This window comes from Bradyrhizobium canariense (genome assembly GCF_018130465.1).
GTDB classification, from domain to species: domain Bacteria; phylum Pseudomonadota; class Alphaproteobacteria; order Rhizobiales; family Xanthobacteraceae; genus Bradyrhizobium; species Bradyrhizobium canariense_C.
This window is the reverse complement of record NZ_JAFCKJ010000009.1, coordinates 256,239-275,087: the sequence shown is the minus strand read 5'-3', so window position 1 is coordinate 275,087 and position 18,849 is coordinate 256,239. Positions and strand designations below refer to the sequence as shown.

Below are 18,849 nucleotides of genomic sequence, written 5' to 3'. Positions count from 1 at the left end.
GGGCCTCAGCGGAAGCGGTCGGGCCGGTCGAGATAATCCTCGACATAGGCCTTCACCGCGTCCTCGAGCGTGGTGAAACCACCATTATAGCCGGCGCGGTGGAGGCGATCGACCTCGCTCTGGGTGAAGTACTGGTAGCTGCCGCGGATCTGCTCGGGCATGTCGATGTATTCGATGTTGGGCCTGGCGCCGAGCGCAGCATAAGCCGCGAGCATCAGATCCTTGAAGCTGCGCGCCTTGCCGGTTCCGACGTTGAAGAGGCCGGACACCGACGGCGTCGCCAGCAGCCACATGACGACGCGCACGACGTCGTCGACATAGATGAAATCGCGGCGCTGATCGCCGTCGGCGATGCCCTCGCGATGCGACTTGAACAATTGCACGACGCGGCCGGCTTTGACGTCGTCGAAGCGGCGCGCCAGCACGCTCATCATCGAGCCCTTGTGGTATTCGTTGGGGCCGAACACGTTGAAGAATTTCAGCCCGGCCCATTGCGGCGGCAGCTTCTCGCCGCTCGCTGCGCGCTCGGCGACGGCGAGATCGAACAGGTGCTTGCTCCAGCCGTAGAGATTCATCGGCCGCAGTTTCTTCAGCGCAGGGACCGAGACGTCGTCGTCGAATCCTGCCTCGCCGTCGCCATAGGTCGCCGCCGAGGAGGCGTAGATCAACGGCACCGCATTCGCCGTGCACCAGTCCAAAATGCGCATCGACAGGCGGAAGTTGGTCTCGAACACAAGGTCGCCGTCGGTCGCGGTGGTCGCGGAAATCGCCCCGAGATGGATCACGGCATCGAGCTTGCGGCCCTTCAGCCAGTCCGTCAGCTCAGCCGGCGGCACGATATCCACAAGCTGCCGCTTGGCGAGGTTGCGCCATTTGCCCTCGTTGCCAAGGAAATCGCAGACGACGACGTCGCTGCGGCCGGCCTCGTTCAGCGCGGCGACGACATTCGATCCGATAAAACCGGCCCCGCCGGTCACCAGCAACATTCCACCTACCCTGCCCGATATTTTGCGACCCGGTCCTGCCCTAGCGCATGATCCGCCAAAGTGTAAGCGGTTTTGGGATTGCCGTTCGGCCGGCTTTACCTGCCGGCCCGGAGCGGCTAACCGAACCGCCACATCAGCACGCCCTCGGTCCTATCAACGAATGAACAAAGATTCGCAACTTAGTGGAGATGCAGACCGGAGCGACACGCGCCCGATCCTGATCGTCCCCTACATGTGGATCGGCGATTTCGTCCGGAATCACACCGTCGTGCGGGTCCTGAAGGAGCGCTGGCCGAACCGGCCGGTCGATCTCCTGACGACGTCCCTGTGCGCCCCCCTGGTCGACTACATGCCCGGCGTGCGCGATGCGATCGTCTGGGACCTGCCGCGCGGCCGGCTCGCCGTGGGCCGCCAGCTCGGCCTGGCGAAGCTCCTGCGCGAGCGGAATTACGGCACCGCCCTGGTGCTGCCCCGGACCTGGAAGGCGGCCATTGCGCCCGCGCTGGCCGGTATCCCCGAAAGGGTCGGCTTCGTCGGCGAGTTCCGTTTTGGTCTGCTCAACCGCTGGCGCTGGGGCGAGAAGAAACTGCCCCGTTTCATCGACAAGAACGCCGCCCTCGCCCAGCCCGATGGCGCCCCCCTGCCCGCGGAATGGCCGGTGCCGCAATTGCGGGTCCCGGCCGAGGACATCGTCCGCTGGCGGCAGGCCAACGGCCTCAGCGCCGGCGCTGCCGTCGCGCTCGCCCCCGGCTCGGTCGGGGTGTCAAAACGCTGGACCTACTATCCGGAAGCCGCCCGCCTGCTGGCCGAACGCGGGCTGGAAGTCTGGGTAGTCGGCGGCCCCGGGGAAAAGGGCCTGGCCCAGGAGATCGTCGCGGCCGGCGGCCCGGGGGTCCGGGACCTCACCGGCAATGATCTGCGCAACGGCGTGATGGCCATGGCCGCGGCCGGCGTCGCGATCTCCAACGATTCCGGCCTGATGCACATTGCAGCCGCCCTGGGCACGCCGACCATGGGCATTTTCGGCCCGACCAGCCCCTATCTCTGGGCCCCCCTCAACGGCCTCGCCGCGACCGTGGTCCAGGACAAGAGCGTGTTGTCGTGCCAGCCCTGCCAGAGCACGATCTGCAAGATGAACGACCACCGCTGCATGCGGGATATCGCGGCGAGCGAGGTGGTGCAGATTGCGGAGAGGGTGCTGAGGGAGGCCGGGACGCGGGCTTCGACGTGAAGGCCGTGGAGGCTGCGCCGATGATGACATCATGCCGGTGTTTTGCCCGACGAGTCAAATCGACTTCGTAAAATCCGCAGCTTCGAGGAGGCCGCCAAGCCATTGATTTCGTTGTCGTCGGCTACTGTGCATGGGGTTGTTTTCGCGGTTTTTGTTTTGGGGACGCGACAGCAGTGGTTCAGAGCAGCGGCCGATAGACCTCGCCGATCCGCGCCGCTTCCGCATCGAGGCTGAATCGTTCGAGCACCCGTGCCCGCCCGCGCTCGCCCATAGCGGTTGCGGTAGCCACATCGCGCATCAGCGGCTCCAGCGCTGCTGCCAGCGCATCGGCATCACCGGTCGGGACCAGCACGCCGGTCACGCCATCCTCGACCACGAGCTCGGCCGCGCCGGCGCGCGCGGCGACCAGCGCGCTGCCGGCCGCCATCGCCTCGATCAGCGTCAGGCCAAAACCTTCGTTGCGCGAGGTGAAGGCGTAGATCGTCAGCCGCTGATACCAGCGCTGCACATGTTCGATCGGCAGTTCGCCGGTGATGACGATGCGCGATTGCAGGCCGGCCGCTTCGATGCGCTTCTTCAGGTCGTTTGCAAAAACGGTTTGCTCGGGTGTGACCTGGCCGACGATGATTGCGGTGAAATCCGGATAGCGCGGCAGCAAGCGGCACATCGCATCGACGAACACATCGGTGCCCTTCTGCGCGCGCACGCGGCCGAAGCAGCCGATCGCGTAGCGGCCCGGCAGCGCGGCTTCCGCGAAGGCGGCAGTGCGATCTGCCGGCGGCGCGTAGACGGCGGTGTCGACGCCGTGCGGAATCACCGTCGCCTTCACTTTCAGGAACGAGACCGAAAGATCCGATGTCGCGATGATCGCGTCCATGCGCCGGATCAGCCAGCGCGTGATCCAGCTATGATGGCGCTGTGCCGCCGAGGTGAAGACGAGCTTGAACGGCCAGCCGAGCGCGCGCAACAGCACGCCCGCGATCATCTCGTCGTTGCGGCGCGCATGCCAGATCACCGGCGCCTTGCGGCGCCACAACTTCAGGAGATCGGCTCCGCTCAGGCGCGCGATCCCCTCCGGCGCGTCGGAGCCGAACCACGCGGCGCGAAACAGCCTTGCCAGCCGCGGCGCCACCATCCGGTTGGTCGCGGTGACCCCGGAATAGCGCCTGTGCAGATTTGGCACGATCACTTCGAGATCGCTTGGGGAATTCGCCACGTCACGCTCCGTTTCGAAAGTCCCTATACGCAACATTAAGCATAGTGACCAGTTCAGCCGCGCCGATACCCCCTCTTCACCACGTAAACGTTAGCTTAGAGCGTTGATCGAAGACGGGTGAGACCATGACTGTGCTTGTCACCGGCGGTGCCGGCTATATCGGAAGTCACACGGTTTTGGCGCTGGCGGAAGCCGGCGAGGACGTCGTCGTGATCGACGATCTCTCCACCGGTTTCTCGGCTTATCTGCCCGAAGGCGTGCCGCTGTTCATTGGCGATGCCGGCGACGAGAACCTGCTCGAAGGCGTGATCGCCCAGCACAACATCGAGAGCATCATCCATTTCGCGGGCTCGGTGGTCGTGCCGGATTCGATGCGCGATCCGCTCGGCTACTACCGCAACAATTTCACGACCGCGCGCAATTTGCTCAACGTCGCCGTCAAGCGTGGCATCAACCGCTTCATCTTCTCCTCGACCGCGGCGGTCTACGGCAATCCGGACCTGGTGCCGGTGCCCGAGCATGCGCCGACACGGCCGCTGTCGCCCTACGGTTCGTCGAAGCTGATGACCGAGATCATGCTGCACGACGTCGCCGCCGCCTACGGCATGCAATACGTGGCCTTGCGCTACTTCAACGTCGCGGGTGCCGATCCGCAGGCCCGCATCGGCCTTGCCACCGTCGGCGCCACGCACCTGCTCAAGATCGCGGTGGAAGCCGCGACCGGCCAGCGCGCCAAGATCGACGTGTTCGGCACCGACTATCCGACCCAGGACGGCAGCTGCATCCGCGACTTCATCCACGTCACGGACCTGTCGCAGGCGCATCGCTCGGCGCTCGCCTATTTGCGCAATGGCGGCGCCTCGACGACGCTCAATTGCGGCTATGGCCGGGGCTATTCGGTGCTGGAGACCATCGACGCGGTGCGCCGGGTTTCAGGGCGCAGCTTCGCCGTGCAATACGCCCCGCGCCGGCCCGGCGACATCATGACCATGGTCGCCGACACCAGCCGCATCCGCGGCCTGCTCGACTGGAAGCCGCAATACGACGACCTCGAGACCATCGCAGCCCATGCGCTGGCTTGGGAGGACAAGTTGTTCCGCGAGCGTCACGGCGAGCTCCGCCACGCCGCATCGGCCTAGATTCCATCCGGGCGCAAGCCCTTAATTGGGCTTGAAAAGCGCAGCTTTAGCGGGCACAGAGGCCGTTCGATCCCTGACGCGCGGGCAGGCTTTTTCCTGTGCCGTCAATGGACTGCGGATGGCTCAGTTTCCAAAGAAAATCACCGACGATCCCTATGCGGCAGCGGTCCTGATTCGCCGCCTGGTCACGGAACAGGGGATCCTCTACTGGCGGCGCTACCTCGTCGCCTTCGCGCTGATGGCGCTTGCCGCCGGATCGACCGCGGGCGCGACCTACGTGCTCGGCCAGGTGATCAACCAAGCCTATGTCGACAAGAACATCCCGGGCATCGCGATGTTCTCGGGCATCACGGTGATCCTGCTCTTCATCAAGGGCGTGGCGACTTACGGCCACATGGTGATCCTGACCAAGATCTCCAACGCCATCCTCGCCACCAACCAGCGCCAGCTGTTCGCCAAGCTGATGCGCGAGAGCGTCGGCTTCTTCTCCGAGCGGCATTCGTCGGAATTCTTGGCCCGGCTGACGGCCGGCGCAAAGTCCATCACCGATGTCCTCAACATGCTGGTCAATGCCGTCGGGCGCGACCTCATGATGCTGCTCGCCATGATCGGCGTGATGGTGTGGCAGGATCCGGTGATGTCGTTCATCGGCCTCGTCGCCGTGCCGCCGGCGATGCTGGTGCTGCGCAAGCTGGTCAAGCGCATCAAGGGCCTCGCCTACAACCAGTTCACCGGCACCGCCGACATCCTGGAGACGATGCAGGAATCGCTGCAGGGCATCCGCACGGTGAAAGCGTTCACGCTCGAAGACACCATGCAGAACCGCATCGACGAGAACATCGCGATCGTCGAGCGCAACGCCAACAAGATGGCCCGTGTCGCCAACCGCTCCAATCCGCTGATGGAGATGCTCGGCGGCTTCGCGGTCGCCGGCTGCCTGCTCTATGGCGGCTACAGCGTGGTCGCGCTCAACGCCACGCCCGGCGCGTTCTTTTCCTTCATGACCGCCTTCCTGATGGCGACCGAGCCGGCCAAGCGGCTGGCGCGGCTCAACATCGACCTCAACAGCCAGCTCGTCGGCGCCCGCATGCTGCTCGAAGTCGTCGACAGCCCCGCGAGCGAGCATTCCGACGACGACAAGCCGGCGCTGAAACTGTCGAATGCACGCATCGAGCTGCGTGACGTCAGCTTCTCCTATCGCAGCGGCGAGACCGTGCTCAACCGCATGAGTTTTGTTGCCGAGCCCGGCAAGGTCACTGCGCTGGTCGGCCCCTCCGGCGGCGGCAAATCGACCGTGCTGGCGTTGCTGCTGCGCTTCTACGAGGTGACGCAAGGCGACATCGTGATCGACGGCCAGTCGATCGGCGCGGTCTCGCGAAAATCGCTGCGGGCTCAGACCGCCTATGTCGGTCAGGACGTCTATCTGTTCCGCGACACCATCCGCAGCAACATCGCCTTCGGCCGGTCGGGCGCGACCGAAGAACAAATCATCGATGCCGCCAAGGCGGCCTGCGCGCATGATTTCATCATGGGCTTCCCCCTCGGCTACGACACGCCCGTCGGCGAGCACGGCACGCAGCTGTCCGGCGGCCAGCGCCAACGCATCGCGGTCGCGCGCGCGCTGATCAAGAACGCGCCGATCATCCTGCTCGACGAAGCCACAGCCGCGCTCGATTCCGAGTCCGAGCGGCAGGTGCAGGAGGCGATCGAGCATCTCTGCCAGAACCGCACCACCATCGTGATCGCGCACCGCCTGCACACCATCATGCACGCCGATGCGATCCTGGTGGTCGAGGGCGGCGAGATCGTCGAGCAGGGCCGGCATGACGAGTTGCTCCGCCGCGGCGGGCGCTACGCCTCGTTCTTCCGCCTGCAACATCACGACGCCGGCGCTCTGGCGCCGATCAGCGCAACCGCATAGAGTTCCTTTCACCACACGAGCAGCGAGACCGCTACATGAACGCCGCCTCCTACGTCATCCCGCTTCCGACCCAGGCTTCGCTTCCCGTCGTCGGGGAAAGCGGCCGTTATCCCGTGCGCCGCATCTGGTGCGTCGGCCGCAACTATCTCGAGCACATCCGCGAGATGGGCAATGACGAGCGCGCCCCGCCGTTCTTCTTCGCCAAGCATGCCGACATGCTGGTGCCCGACGGCGCCACCATTCCCTATCCGCCGCTGACCAAGGATCTGCATCACGAGGTCGAGCTGATCGTCGCGATGAAGAGCGGCGGCCTCAACATTCCCGCCGACAAGGCGCTCGACCATGTCTACGGCTACGCCGTCGGCATCGATTTGACCCGCCGCGACCTCCAGATCGCCTCGCGCAAGAAGGAGCGTCCGTGGGAGATCGGCAAGTCGTTCGACTATTCGGCGCCCTGCTCCGCGGTGCAGCCGGCATCGAAGATCGGCCATCCCGCCAAAGGCAAGATCTGGCTCACGGTCAACGGCAAGGAAGCCCAGAAGGGCGACCTCACCGAGCTGATCTGGAACGTGCCAGAGATCATCTGGCAGCTCTCGCAGCAAGTGAAACTCGCCGCCGGCGACATCATCATGACCGGCACGCCAGCCGGCGTGTCGCAGCTCCAGCCCGGCGACAAGCTCGAATGCGGCGTCGACGGCGTCGGCACGCTGAAGGTCTCGATCGGCCAGCCGGAGTAAGGCTTACGGCGGCTCGAAATAACAAGGCCCCGGACATGTCCGGGGCCTTTTGCATGTCGATGACGGACGTTGCCGATCTACCAGGCCTTCACCGGCCGATCGGCGTGGCTTGCCTGCGGCACACCGCGATTGAGCGACATGTGCGAATGCACGCACAGCCAGCCATCGCCATCTCTTGAAAACACCATGGTTGCCCGGCCCGGACGCGGAAACGCGCTGCCATCGGGATGATAGCCCGTGCTCGTCCACGGCGCGATCACGGTTGCCATCGCGCCATCGGGTGACGCCAGAATCGCGGTCTGATCGAGGACGAAGCGGAAGTCGGCCGTCTTCGGCCAGACGTTGTCCCATTGCGTCGTGACCCATTGGTCGATGCCGGGGATGACGTCGTTGTGCGTGCCGAAGGCCAGCACATCCGGATGGAAGAGCGGCCGCGCCGAAGCATAGTCGACCTCGCGGACATAGCCCGCGAAGGTTTCCAGCCACGCGCGGAAGAATTGCACCAGCTCAGTGTTTGCAACTGGCAACGGGGCCATCGCCTGCTCCATGTTTGACCGCTCAATCCGGCAATCTTGTTGCCATGGGGCGAACCGTCCAGCAAGATATGTGGAGAGCACCGGTGGAGATCGATCAACGAACCGGGCCGATTTCATGGAGCCAGACTCATGAGACGCCTTCTCCTGCTTGCGGCCACGCTTATCGTCTCGTGCAACGTTGCCGGAGCGCAGTCCGGTCAGCCCTATGCTGGCCTTGAGCAACGCCCCATCAAGGCGCTGTCGCACCAGCAGATCGACGATCTTCGAGCCGGACGGGGCATGGGACTGGCGCTTGCCGCTGAACTCAATGGATATCCCGGTCCGAGCCATGTTCTTGAGTTCGGCGATCGGCTTGATCTGACCGCCGATCAGCGCATCCAGGTTCAGCGCCTCTTCGACGCCATGAAGCAAGAGGCGGTCCCGCTGGGTAACAAGCTGGTCGAGCAGGAAACGGAGTTGGACCGGCTCTTCTCTGCCCGCGTCGTGACATCGGAGTCACTCAAGGCGACCCTCGTTGCCATTTCGGAAACCCAGGCACTGCTCCGCGAAAGCCACCTCAAATATCATCTGTCGACAACCGCCTTGCTCGATCAGAGCCAAATGCAGCGATACGCGGAGCTGCGAGGTTACCAGCGCCCTGGTAGCTCCGAAGGACACAAGCATCATCACTAGAAAATGCTGGCGGCTTGCTTCGCCACCCTATGCATACGGATCACCGCAACGCCGACAGCACGATGAGGCCGAGGATCAGCGCCGTCAGCGAATATTTCAGCGTGTAGTAGACGTTGCGATTCCATTCCTTGACCTTGCGGCTCGCAAGATGGATCTCGTAGAGCTTGCCGAACACCTTGTTGAGCAGGCCGACGCTCTCGCCGTCGACGTTCTGCGTCGCCGAGGCCTTGACGATGTGATGGCTGACCCAGCGATTGATCGCGGTCATGAAGCCGAACTTCATCGGGCGCTCGACGTCACAGAACAGGATGATGCGGTTGACGTCGGTCGCATTCTCCGCGCTGTGGATGAAGGTCTCGTCGAACATGAAGGCCTCGCCGTCGCGCCAGACGCATTCGACGCCGTCGACCAGGATGCGGCACTTGTTCGAGTTCGGCGTGACGAGGCCGAGGTGATAGCGCAGCGAGCCGGCGAAGGATCGCGGTGGGCGCCGAGCTTGCCGCCCGGCGGCAGCATCGCAAACATCGCGCCATGGACGGATGGAATCGAATTCAGCAGTTCGACCGTCTGCGGGCACAGCGTGCGCGCCGAGGGCAGGAAGTCGTCGTACCATTTCAGGTAAAACCGCTTCCAGCCGCTCTTGAAGAACGAGTAGAACCCCCAATCGTTGTTCTTCGCCGCCGCGCGAATGAAGCCTTCGTCGAACAGGCGAACGGCCTCGTCGCGGATGGTTTCCCAATTTTCGCTGAGGGCTTTCAGCTCCGGAAACCGCTCGACCGGGATCACCGGCCTGTTCGGCACGGCCGAGCCCGCGTACATGAGCACGTTGTAGGGCGCGAGATAGGTCGAGTGATCGCCGAGCTGGCGGGCAAAGCGCAATCGCTGCTTGCCTCGGAAGTGAACGTAAATCGTCGATGCCACAAGCACGTACAGAATGACAAGTTGCGGCGCAAAAAGCTGCTTTAACATCTCCCCCGTTCCCCGGTGGTCCAAGCGGGAACGTGATCTACCCCGCCGCGGCCCAAGCAGCAAGATATTCACCGGTGGGTTGCAATCACGCTCCGGAGATCAGGGATAGGAATTTGAAGCCGAAGCGAGCCGAATCAGACCCGCGACAGCGCCTGGAGACCCTTGAAGGTCAGGCGCTTGGGGTCGGTCACGCCGGCGAGATAGAGCCTGCGGATGAAGGCAATGACGGCGTCGCGGTCGCAATCGGTCAGCGCGACGACGGCGTCGACCGCAATTCTCTGGGCTTCCATTGGGCTCACCTCGGCCTTGCGAGTAACCCCGGCCGAGACAGCCTAGGACTCCGCGGTTAATCCGGCGTTAACCGTTCGGGCAGCATGGCCGATTCAGCCGAGCGGCCGTATACGCAAAACAACGCATTGCCGTGCATGCAGCGGCTCAACGCGCAGTGATGCTGCTCTTGAGCTGTGCAAACTGCTTCTTCAGCCGCGGCACGGCGAAGTCCGTGAAGGTCCGCACCTTCGGCACCGCGAGCCGGCCCTGCGGACAGATCAAATGCGCCGGCATCTCCGGATCCTCGTCGCCGGCCAGCACGATCTCGAGCTCGCCGCGCGCGACCTGCTCACCCACCTGATACGAATACATTCGCGCCACACCGCGGCCGGCGACGGCCGACGCCACCGCCGCATAGGTGCTGTTGACGACGAGCCGCGGCGTAAACTGCACCGTGCGGGCTGCCGACGAGCCGGCCTGCGGCGCAAAGGTCCAGGAATTGGGAAGGTGCGCCATCGCGACGATCTGGTGCTTGGCGAGGTCGCCGGGCTCGGTGATGCGCGGGTGCTGCTTCAGATAGCGCGGCGATGCCACCACGACGCGGCTGATCTCGCCGACCCGCATCGCGACCATCGCCGAATCCGCGAGATGGCCGATGCGAAGCGCGACGTCGACACCCTCCTCGATCAGATTGACCGCGCGATCGAACAGCAGGAGTTTTGCCGACACGGTCGGATAGGCGTCGAGAAACGCATCGAGAATCGGCCGCAGCACCATCTCACCCGACACCACGGGGGCGGTGATCGTCAGCAGGCCGCGGGGTGCCGTGCGCGGACCGACCGCGAAGTCGTCGGCCTCCTCCAACTCGGTGAGCACGCGGCGACAGATCGCGACATAGCGCTCGCCCTCCTCGCTGAGCTTGATCGAACGTGTGGTCCGGTGCAGCAGCTCGGCACCGACCCGCTGCTCCAGGAACGCAATGGCGCGGCTCACCGCCGCCGGCGAACGGCCGAGCTTGCGTCCCGCGGCCGCCAGGCTGCCCTCGTCCACCGTAAGGACGAACACCTTCATTGCATCCAGACGATCCATAGCCTTCCCGCCAGCCCATCAGGGTCCGCCTCGAAATTAGGCGTTCGCTCCGGTCACGACAACCACCGCCGAGGCCCGGTCCGGCATTCGTTCGCGCCGCGAAAGAGTGTGTGCCGGGCAGCGCGTATTCGCAGCCGGGGCACCGAGGCGTATCTCAGCGGGCAAGCCAGCCGCTGCTGGCGCAGGTTTTCAAACCAACAACAGGAGCCCGTCATGGGTATCGAACAGAAGGTCGCCATTATCACCGGTGCTTCGCAGGGCATCGGCGCCGCCCTCGTCCAGGGTTTTCGCGATCGCAACTATCGCGTGGTCGCGACCGCGCGGTCCATCAAGGCGTCGGGCGACGATGATGTTCTCGCCGTTGCCGGCGACATCGCCGACAGGAGCACAGCCGAGCGCGTGGTCTCGCAAGCTGTCGCCCGTTTCGGCCGTGTCGACACCCTGGTCAACAATGCCGGCATCTTCGTCGCAAAGCCGTTCACGCAGTACACCGCGGAGGATTATGCGGCGGTGATGGGCACAAACGTCGCAGGCTTCTTCAACATCACACAGCTCGCCATCGCCGAGATGGAGAAGCAGGGTTCCGGCCACGTCGTCCAGATCACGACTACGCTGGTCGATCAGGCCAATTCGAACGTGCCCTCGGTGCTGGCATCGCTGAGCAAGGGCGGGTTGAACGCCGCGACGAAGTCTCTGGCAATAGAATATGCCAAGCGCGGCATTCGCGTGAATGCGGTGTCGCCCGGCATCATCAAGTCGACGATGCATCCCGTCGCGACGCACGCACAGCTCGGCGCGCTGCACCCGATGGGCCGTATGGGCGAGATATCCGACATCGTCGATGCCGTGCTCTATCTCGAGGGTGCCTCCTTCGTCACCGGCGAAATCCTGCATGTCGACGGTGGCCAGAGCGCCGGCCACTGAACGTACCCGCGCCTTCGCGCGCACGAGGACGACATGACAGACGCAGATGCCAGGCAGCAAGTTCACCCCCGGCCGCATGAGCGGTCGGGTTCGACGTCACGACAGGCTTCTTCACAGCAAACCTGGCGATATGCGGTTGCGGGCTTGTCTGCATCGCTGGTCGGACTTGGCCTCGCCCGGTTTTCCTACACGCCGCTGATCCCGGCCCTGATCGCCGCAAAATGGTTCGGCGCGTCCGACGTCGTCTATCTCGGTGCAGCGAACCTCGCCGGCTATCTCGCCGGCGCGCTCGCGGCGCGGACTGTGGCCGCACGCATCGGCGCCGTCCGCGCAGTGCGGGCGATGATGTTGCTCGCCACCCTCTCCTTTTTTGCCAGCTCGACCCCGGTGTCGTTCACCTGGTTCTTCGCCTGGCGCTTCCTGTCGGGGCTCACCGGCGGAATCATCATGGTACTCGCGGCCTCTGTCATTCTGCCGCATACCTCGGCCGCGAGGCGCGGCATCGTCGGCGGCGTGATCTTTGCCGGCGTCGGGCTCGGTGTCGCCGCATCGGGCACGCTGGTGCCGCTGTTGCTGCAGCAAGGCTTGCAACAGAGCTGGTATGGCCTGGGCGTGCTCTCGGGCACGCTCACGCTGGTGAGCTGGTGGAACTGGCCTGCTGAGGCCAAGGCCGATACCGTGCCGTCGTATCGCGCGAAGCACGACCATGCTTCGCCCGTCGTGCGCGCTTTGCTCGTTCAATACGGCCTCAACGCGGTGGCGCTGGTGCCGCACATGGTCTTCGTCGTCGATTTCGTCGCACGCGGCCTCGGCCAGGGTATTGCCGCGGGATCGCGCTACTGGGTGCTCTATGGCCTTGGCGCAATCGCCGGCCCGCTGGTCACCGGTCATCTCGGCGACCGCGCTGGATTCGGACCCGCGCTGCGGGCCGCCTTCGTGATCGAAGCGGCCGCCGTGCTGCTCCCGACCGTCAGCACCACGCCTCTCTCGCTGATCGTGTCGAGCGTGGTGGTCGGCGGCTTCACACCCGGCATCGTACCGCTGGTGCTCGGACGCATCCATGAGCTCGTTCCGCATGCGACCGAGCAGCAGCGCACGACATGGAGCCATGCCACGACGAGCTTCGCGCTGTTCCAGGCGGCCGCGGCCTACAGCTTCTCCTGGATCTACGCGCAGACCGGCGGCGATTATCTCGCCCTGTTCGCGCTGGGCGGCGGCGCCGTGGTGCTCGCACTCGCGATTGATCTTGGCGTCGTGCTCACGACGCGCAAAGCATAGGAGCAACGCCGACGGCGCGATCAGGAGTACCGCATCACACCGTCGTCGATCCGGCCGAACCGCAAGGAGACGATGTCGAGGGCGTAGTTCTGGTAGAGCCGCCACGGCTGCTTCGAGCCCTGCTTCGGCATCTTTGCGACCGAGCGCTGCACATAACCCGAGGTGAAATCCAGCGACGGCTGCGAGGTGATCTCCGGGTCGTCGTTATGCGGCACGCACTGCCGGAAATTGTGCCGGTCCATGTAGTTGATCAGCCGACAGACATATTCGCAGGTGAGGTCGCATTTCAGCGTCCATGATGCGTTGGTGTAGCCGAAGGCGGAGGCCATGTTAGGCACGTCCGCATACATCATGCCCTTGTAGGTCAGCGTGTTGGCAAAATCGACGGCGCGGCCGTCGACGTTGATTTCGAGACCGCCGACGACCTGGAGCACCAGCCCCGTCGCGGTCACGACCATGTCCGCCGCGAGTTCGCTGCCGTCCTTCAGGCGGATGCCGTCGCGCGTGAACGTGTCGATCTCTTTGGTGACCACGGAGGCGCGCTGCTCGCGGATCGCCTTGAACAGATCGCCATCAGGCACGAGGCAGAGCCGCTGGTCCCAGGGATTATAGCGCGGCGTGAAATGGGTCGCGACGTCGTAGTCGGAGCCAAGCGCCATCTGCACGCCCTTGAGAACCAGCTCCTTCACCTTCGCAGGGCGGCGCCTGCTGAGCTGGAAAAAGAACATCCCCCACATCACGTTGCGCCAGCGGATCAGATGATAGGCAAGGCGCGTCGGCAGATTGCGGCGCAATTTGTTGGCGACGGGATCCTGCGCCGGACGCGACACCACATAGGTCGGCGAACGCTGGAGCATGGTGACCTGCGCAGCCGTCTTGGCGAGCGCCGGCACCAGCGTCACCGCGGTCGCGCCCGAGCCGATCACGACGACGCGCTTGCCCGCGCAGTCGATGTCGTCGGTCCATTTCTGCGGATGCACGATGCGGCCGGCGAAATCCGCGACGCCCGAAAACTCCGGGGTGTATCCCGCCTCGTATTTGTAATAGCCCGAGCACATGAACAGGAAATTGCAGGTGAAGCCCAAGGTTTCGGTCGCGCCCTCGCCCGTGATGCGCTCGGCCTCGACGGTCCAGCGCGCCTCATTGGTCGACCACGCCGCACGTTTGACACGATGGTGAAAGCGGATGTGCTTCTCGATGCCGTTCTCGGCCGCGGTTTCGCGAACGTAGTTGAGGATTTGCGCGCCGTCGGCGATCGCCTTCGGATCAGTCCAGGGCTTGAAGGAATAGCCGAGCGTGAACATGTCGCTGTCGGAGCGGACGCCGGGATAGCGAAACAGATCCCAGGTGCCGCCGATGCAGTCGCGCCCCTCGAGGATGACGTAGCTCTTGCCCGGGCATTTGGTCTGAAGATGATAGCCCGCGCCAATGCCGGACAGGCCGGCACCGACGACCAGCACGTCGAAATGGTCTGACAGGCTGCTCATGATTCCCCTTCGCGCCGGGTCCAGCTGAACTCAACTGCAAGTCGGTGCTTGTCCGCTCATAGCAAAGCAAAATGTAAGTGCCGGTCGAAACATACCATGGCTTGGCGTATCTTAAAATAAGTGCACGCGGCCACCGCAATCCCGTCGCTTCATCCCCCTCGTGGACAAGACCCCACAGCAGGCCCCCTGGACGTACTCAGTAGCCTTGGCCGCATGGGCCATCGCCCGACGACTTCAAGAGCGCGATGAAGCGACTGCAGTTTGATCAGGCCCCGGAAATGCCGCAACGCTGCAAACCTTGATGAACGGTCTCTGCCAAGATGATGCTGCCCGCCGCTGTATAATGTCCCTGCGGTGCCCTCAAGGCCGGCATTCCGACTCTCGAGGCGGCTGCGGTCAGGGCGGGATAGGTGTCAATGATGCACAGGTCCGGCACGCGGCGACCCAAGGCCTGCATGAACTTTGAGTAGGCAGGCTGGGGCGCCAGCGTCTCTTCCACCTGCGGTATCATGACGACGACCATTCGTTGTTTCCGCTGCCTGACATCATCGAGCATTCGTGCAATTATTCTCTCGGCGAGCGCGCCGGCACGGGATGGATGGCTTTCGCTCCAGTAAATATTGGAGGACTCATTGATGAGATCGACCTTGTCGTATAATCTACGAAAAATCGCTCGGCCTGCCGAGTAGCTGTACGGAAACGACAACGGCGTCCAGAGCGTATTTGAAAAAAAATCGTGCTCATGGTGCTGCTCGATCGCCTCGCGCGTCACAGGCGCCGATGGCCGAGAGATCAACCGTATCCCGTCGCCGGCCATCACAAACATTGGCTTCGTCATGGAATAATGCGGAAGATTGTCGCTCCCGGGCCCCTGATAAAAGGTCCACGACGCCGCCAGATCACGGCGGAGCATCTCGATAAAGAGGCCCAGCAGCACGAAATGTCCAGGCGGATTGATCTGCTCGTAACGCAGGGTCGTCTGATCAAGGCCATGGCCTCCGACTCCAAAATTACTTACGTTGCAACCAAGACGTTCCGATAAAAGATGAACCCAGGCCTCATTGTCCTGCACCTCGTCGCCGCGAGTCATCGAGTCGCCGAACGCGGCTCCGCATGTTGGGCTGCGCTCCGGGGATTGCGCGCGAGGGACATCAGTTCTAGGCCAGCCAAGGACTCCGGCGGAGTTTTCACTAGCAAGCTGCCCATCCGAAATATCGAAGATGTCCGGCTTGTAGAACCAATATGAGTTTCCGTTGGCGATCGAAAGCCGCGCAAACCCGTAGCTCTCGCCCTCAATGGCGATGAACGCCAAAAATATCCCAAGGCCGGCAAACAATGCGCGCCGCTTTGTAAATTTCATAACTATCAGAACTCCGCTTGTCTGCCGCAGCGCGACCTGGTCAACCTTTCCGTCTGCCGCTCACAACGAAAAGCGCGCCCTCTTCCGAGGTCGTAACAAGCCACGACAGTTGAGTAAGAAGCCGCGCCGCTTTGGAGCCGGAACTTGACGGCGCCAGCAATCCGACTTCATCGCCTCCGCTGCCGACGATGGACGGATAACAGTTCAAGTATTCGATATTGTTCTCAGCAAACCACTGCATCACCTCGTCAATTGAATGCCAGGTTTCATGAGGATTGTAGTACTGATCCTTGATCCAAATCTCCGCCTTACGCTTGTCATGGATCTTGTTGCGGACAACTGAATCGATATTCGCTCCGAATACGCCAATGAGCTTTGATCGCATCAGCGTCGGCAGGCGTCCAAACGCGTTGTAAAGGCCAACAATAACGATGCCGCCCGGCTTGGCTTTGCGGACGATCGCCGCAAACGCCCTGCGGGCGTCCTTGGTGTGGTGGAGCACGCCGGAACTCAGGACGACATCAAAAGTGTCATCCTTTACGCCAAGGTCGAAAATATTCATCCGTGCAAAGGCCGATCTCTGCAGGCCATTGCGGAGCTTGTGCTCGACCGCCAGCTTGAGGCTCGAGATCGACAGATCAATTCCCAGAACGTGATTATTGTTCAGCGACAGGAATTGCGACATTTGGCCGGTACCGCAACCGCACTCGAGGATCAGCTTGTTGTGACCGATGGCATCCAGCAATCCTTGGGCAAAACCGTTCTTCTGGCCCCGGTTGACCAGTTCGCCAAAGTCCTGAACCCCTTCGTAGCTCGGAAAGGGATTTTCCTCGTAGAATGCCTTGATCTTCTCGGTCACGCCGGCGGCATCATCCTTGCGGACGCTCTCGAGCATTGACGGAATGCCGTCGACATCAAGCATGGTTGCGCCGGTAGACGGACAGCGGAACCCGCCCGCGATCCTCTCCAAGCTACTTTCGTCCGGCGCTCCCGGCTGCTTCAGGCAGGCAAGCAGGCGGGTGGGAATAAGCGTATCTCCGCTCGAAGCCGTGGACGGCAACGGCGACAGTTGATCTTCCTTGCGCAGGACGATGTTACCGATCACGAGAACGTCCATCTCGCAATTCATGAAGCAGCGGTACGCGTCTTCCGGATTGCACACGATGGGCTCGTCACGGACGTTGAAGCTGGTGTTGACAAGAACGCTGCTACCGGTTCGAGCCTGAAATTCGCGCAATAGCCGGTGGAAGCGCGGATTGGTTTCGGCATGCACCGTCTGCACGCGAGCCGAATAGTCGATATGCGTGACCGCCGGAATATCGCTTCGCGGCACATTCAGCTTGTCGATCCCCTGCAAGGCAATTTGCTCGTCGCTCATCGCAATCGTTCGGTCTTTTCGGACCTGCGCGACTTGGAGCATGTAGGGGCTATCGCTTTCGAGCTCAAAATAGTCCGCAACATCCTCGCGCGGAACGGCGGGAGCGAATGGCCGAAAACTTTCGCGATACTTTATCCGAAGGTTGAGTTCGCGTTGCAACCGCGGCGAACGGGCGTCGCCCAGAATAGACCGGTTCCCCAAGGCTCGTGGCCCAAATTCCATACGACCTTGGAACCAGCCGACAACCTTTTCCTCCACGAGTGCCGACGTCACTTCGTCATATAGCGCCTTCTCGTCAAGTTCGCGGTAACGCGCCCCGAACCTGTCAAGTATCCCGCGGGTTTCCGTATCGCTGAACTGAGGGCCGAGATAGGCTCCCTTCATTCCGTCGACGGCGCGGTTTACAGTTCTCGGCTTATTTAGATGCATGTGATGCACAACGAGAGCCGCCCCGATCGAACCGCCGGCATCACCAGCCGCGGGCTGCACCCAGATGTTGTCGAAGGCTTTATCGCGAAGCACTTTGCCGTTCGCAACGCAGTTTAGAGCTACACCGCCAGCCAGGCAGATATTGCGCATTCCGGTCTCTCTGGCGAGCGAACGCGTCAGGCGGAGCACCGTCTCTTCGGTCACGACCTGGATCGATGCCGCCAGATCCATCTCGCGTTGCGTGATCCGCTCGTCGGGACGACGCGGCGGCCCGCCGAAAAGACGGTCGAAGTTTGGATTGGTCATCGTCAGACCGGTGCAGTAGTCGAAATACTCCTGCGCCACGCTGAAGCTACCGTCCGCCTTCAGGTCGATCAAATTGTCGAGGATCGTCTGGACATATTTCGGCTCCCCATAAGGAGCAAGGCCCATGACCTTGTATTCGTCGGCGTTGACCTTGAAGCCCGTGTAGTAAGTAAAGGCCGCGTACAGAAGCCCTATGGAATGCGGAAAATGGATCTCCTTGTCGATGTTGATCTCGTTGCCCCGGCCGGTGCCGGCGGCTGTCGTGCTCCACTCACCGACGCCGTCGAGTGTCAGGATAGCCGCATTCTCAAAGGGCGACGGATAGAATGCCGATGCCGCATGACTTAGATGATGCTCGCTGAACATCAGCTTACTGGCAACGCCAAGTGCCGGGTCGATGGCACGCAGTTCGCGCAGCAGCAAATCCTTCTGGAACAATTTTTCGCTGATCCAGAGTGGCATCGCCTTGCTGAAGGAGGTGAATCCTCTTGGAGCGAATGCAAAATATGTCTCGATAAGGCGCTCGAATTTCAAGAACGGCTTGTCATAAAAGGCGACGAAGTCGATTTGATCGCCAGCAAGGCCGGAATTCGCGAGACACCACCGGATCGCCTTCTCGGGAAATTCGCTCGCGTTTTTTGAACGGGTAAACCGTTCCTCTTGCGCCGCGGCGACGATTTCGCCGTCGCGAACCAACGCCGCCGCGCTATCATGATAGAACGCCGATATACCTAGGATGTTCATGTCAGGGACTAAAAGATCGCGTAGATGAATGGTGCTATCGCCGACCCCTTTGTGAGGACGATGAGTCCGCTGAACAACATCATCAGCGCCAGCAGCGGCAGAAGCCAAAACTTCTTGCGCACCCGCATAAAATCCCAAAATTCCAGCAAGAATGACATCGTGTGGCTCTCTCGAAAT

General features: G+C 62.6%; 16 protein-coding genes and 2 pseudogenes. 7 read left to right on the top strand and 11 right to left on the bottom strand.

What is annotated here, in order from left to right; genetic code table 11:
- Positions 1-5 precede the first annotated feature (5 nt).
- Positions 6-986, bottom strand: coding sequence for an ADP-glyceromanno-heptose 6-epimerase (gene rfaD, locus JQ591_RS23965; RefSeq protein WP_211398428.1), 981 nt, complete (start codon positions 984-986; stop codon positions 6-8).
- Positions 987-1,146: 160 nt separating this feature from the next.
- On the opposite strand from rfaD, the gene waaF reads away from it, so the two are divergent.
- Positions 1,147-2,217: a lipopolysaccharide heptosyltransferase II gene (waaF, locus tag JQ591_RS23960; protein ID WP_211398427.1), complete on the top strand. Its 1,071-nt coding sequence runs from the start codon at positions 1,147-1,149 to the stop codon at positions 2,215-2,217.
- A 178-nt stretch (positions 2,218-2,395) separates the two neighbouring features.
- Here waaF and JQ591_RS23955 read toward each other — a convergent pair whose 3' ends face one another.
- A complete protein-coding gene (locus JQ591_RS23955; RefSeq protein ID WP_211398426.1) occupies positions 2,396-3,433 on the bottom strand; it encodes a glycosyltransferase family 4 protein in 1,038 nt (345 codons plus the stop codon).
- A 125-nt stretch (positions 3,434-3,558) separates the two neighbouring features.
- On the opposite strand from JQ591_RS23955, the gene galE reads away from it, so the two are divergent.
- The 3 genes from galE to JQ591_RS23940 all read left to right on the top strand — a co-directional run bounded on the left by galE (position 3,559) and on the right by JQ591_RS23940 (position 7,230).
- Positions 3,559-4,572 (top strand): UDP-glucose 4-epimerase GalE, encoded by a 1,014-nt coding sequence (gene galE / locus JQ591_RS23950; protein ID WP_211398425.1) that lies wholly within the window; start codon positions 3,559-3,561, stop codon positions 4,570-4,572.
- 118 nt (positions 4,573-4,690) lie between these two features.
- Positions 4,691-6,493, top strand: a complete 1,803-nt coding sequence (locus JQ591_RS23945) for an ABC transporter ATP-binding protein (RefSeq protein ID WP_211398424.1) — start codon at positions 4,691-4,693, stop codon at positions 6,491-6,493.
- Between the two features lie 35 nt (positions 6,494-6,528).
- On the top strand, positions 6,529-7,230 hold the full coding sequence (locus tag JQ591_RS23940) for a fumarylacetoacetate hydrolase family protein (protein ID WP_027566820.1): 702 nt from the start codon (positions 6,529-6,531) through the stop codon (positions 7,228-7,230).
- Positions 7,231-7,307: 77 nt separating this feature from the next.
- Here JQ591_RS23940 and JQ591_RS23935 read toward each other — a convergent pair whose 3' ends face one another.
- On the bottom strand, positions 7,308-7,766 hold the full coding sequence (locus tag JQ591_RS23935) for a YybH family protein (RefSeq protein WP_211398423.1): 459 nt from the start codon (positions 7,764-7,766) through the stop codon (positions 7,308-7,310).
- Between the two features lie 129 nt (positions 7,767-7,895).
- Between JQ591_RS23935 and JQ591_RS23930 the strand changes: the two genes are divergently transcribed.
- Positions 7,896-8,438, top strand: a complete 543-nt coding sequence (locus tag JQ591_RS23930; RefSeq protein ID WP_211398422.1) for a Spy/CpxP family protein refolding chaperone — start codon at positions 7,896-7,898, stop codon at positions 8,436-8,438.
- 40 nt (positions 8,439-8,478) lie between these two features.
- Here JQ591_RS23930 and JQ591_RS23925 read toward each other — a convergent pair.
- From JQ591_RS23925 to JQ591_RS23915, 3 genes and pseudogenes are all read right to left on the bottom strand, one after another.
- Positions 8,479-9,407: pseudogene (locus JQ591_RS23925) on the bottom strand (aspartyl/asparaginyl beta-hydroxylase domain-containing protein).
- 134 nt (positions 9,408-9,541) lie between these two features.
- Positions 9,542-9,697, bottom strand: coding sequence for a hypothetical protein (locus JQ591_RS23920; protein WP_199198727.1), 156 nt, complete (start codon positions 9,695-9,697; stop codon positions 9,542-9,544).
- A 145-nt stretch (positions 9,698-9,842) separates the two neighbouring features.
- Entirely contained in the window at positions 9,843-10,766 is a 924-nt protein-coding gene (locus JQ591_RS23915; RefSeq protein ID WP_211398421.1) for a LysR family transcriptional regulator, read from the bottom strand.
- A gap of 213 nt (positions 10,767-10,979) precedes the next feature.
- Here JQ591_RS23915 and JQ591_RS23910 point away from each other — a divergent pair, with 213 nt between their 5' ends.
- Together JQ591_RS23910 and JQ591_RS23905 are read left to right on the top strand one after the other, a co-directional pair.
- The gene (locus JQ591_RS23910; RefSeq protein WP_211398420.1) at positions 10,980-11,690 is read left to right on the top strand and encodes an SDR family NAD(P)-dependent oxidoreductase; all 711 of its coding nucleotides are present in this window, start codon (positions 10,980-10,982) and stop codon (positions 11,688-11,690) included.
- A 33-nt stretch (positions 11,691-11,723) separates the two neighbouring features.
- Complete coding sequence (locus tag JQ591_RS23905) at positions 11,724-12,968, top strand: YbfB/YjiJ family MFS transporter (RefSeq protein ID WP_211398419.1); 1,245 nt, start codon at positions 11,724-11,726, stop codon at positions 12,966-12,968.
- Positions 12,969-12,988: 20 nt separating this feature from the next.
- On the opposite strand, the gene JQ591_RS23900 is transcribed toward JQ591_RS23905, so the two are convergent.
- From JQ591_RS23900 to JQ591_RS23885, 5 genes and pseudogenes are all read right to left on the bottom strand, one after another.
- Positions 12,989-14,455, bottom strand: a complete 1,467-nt coding sequence (locus JQ591_RS23900; RefSeq protein WP_283817902.1) for a flavin-containing monooxygenase — start codon at positions 14,453-14,455, stop codon at positions 12,989-12,991.
- A gap of 265 nt (positions 14,456-14,720) precedes the next feature.
- The gene (locus JQ591_RS23895; RefSeq protein ID WP_211398418.1) at positions 14,721-15,815 is read right to left on the bottom strand and encodes a hypothetical protein; all 1,095 of its coding nucleotides are present in this window, start codon (positions 15,813-15,815) and stop codon (positions 14,721-14,723) included.
- A 40-nt stretch (positions 15,816-15,855) separates the two neighbouring features.
- Positions 15,856-16,710: a class I SAM-dependent methyltransferase gene (locus JQ591_RS35405; RefSeq protein WP_283817909.1), complete on the bottom strand. Its 855-nt coding sequence runs from the start codon at positions 16,708-16,710 to the stop codon at positions 15,856-15,858.
- A 174-nt stretch (positions 16,711-16,884) separates the two neighbouring features.
- Positions 16,885-18,672 (bottom strand): annotated as a pseudogene (locus JQ591_RS35400) (carbamoyltransferase family protein); the annotation flags it as partial.
- An 8-nt stretch (positions 18,673-18,680) separates the two neighbouring features.
- Entirely contained in the window at positions 18,681-18,830 is a 150-nt protein-coding gene (locus JQ591_RS23885) for a DUF5989 family protein (protein WP_211398416.1), read from the bottom strand.
- Between the last annotated feature and the right edge of the window lie 19 nt (positions 18,831-18,849).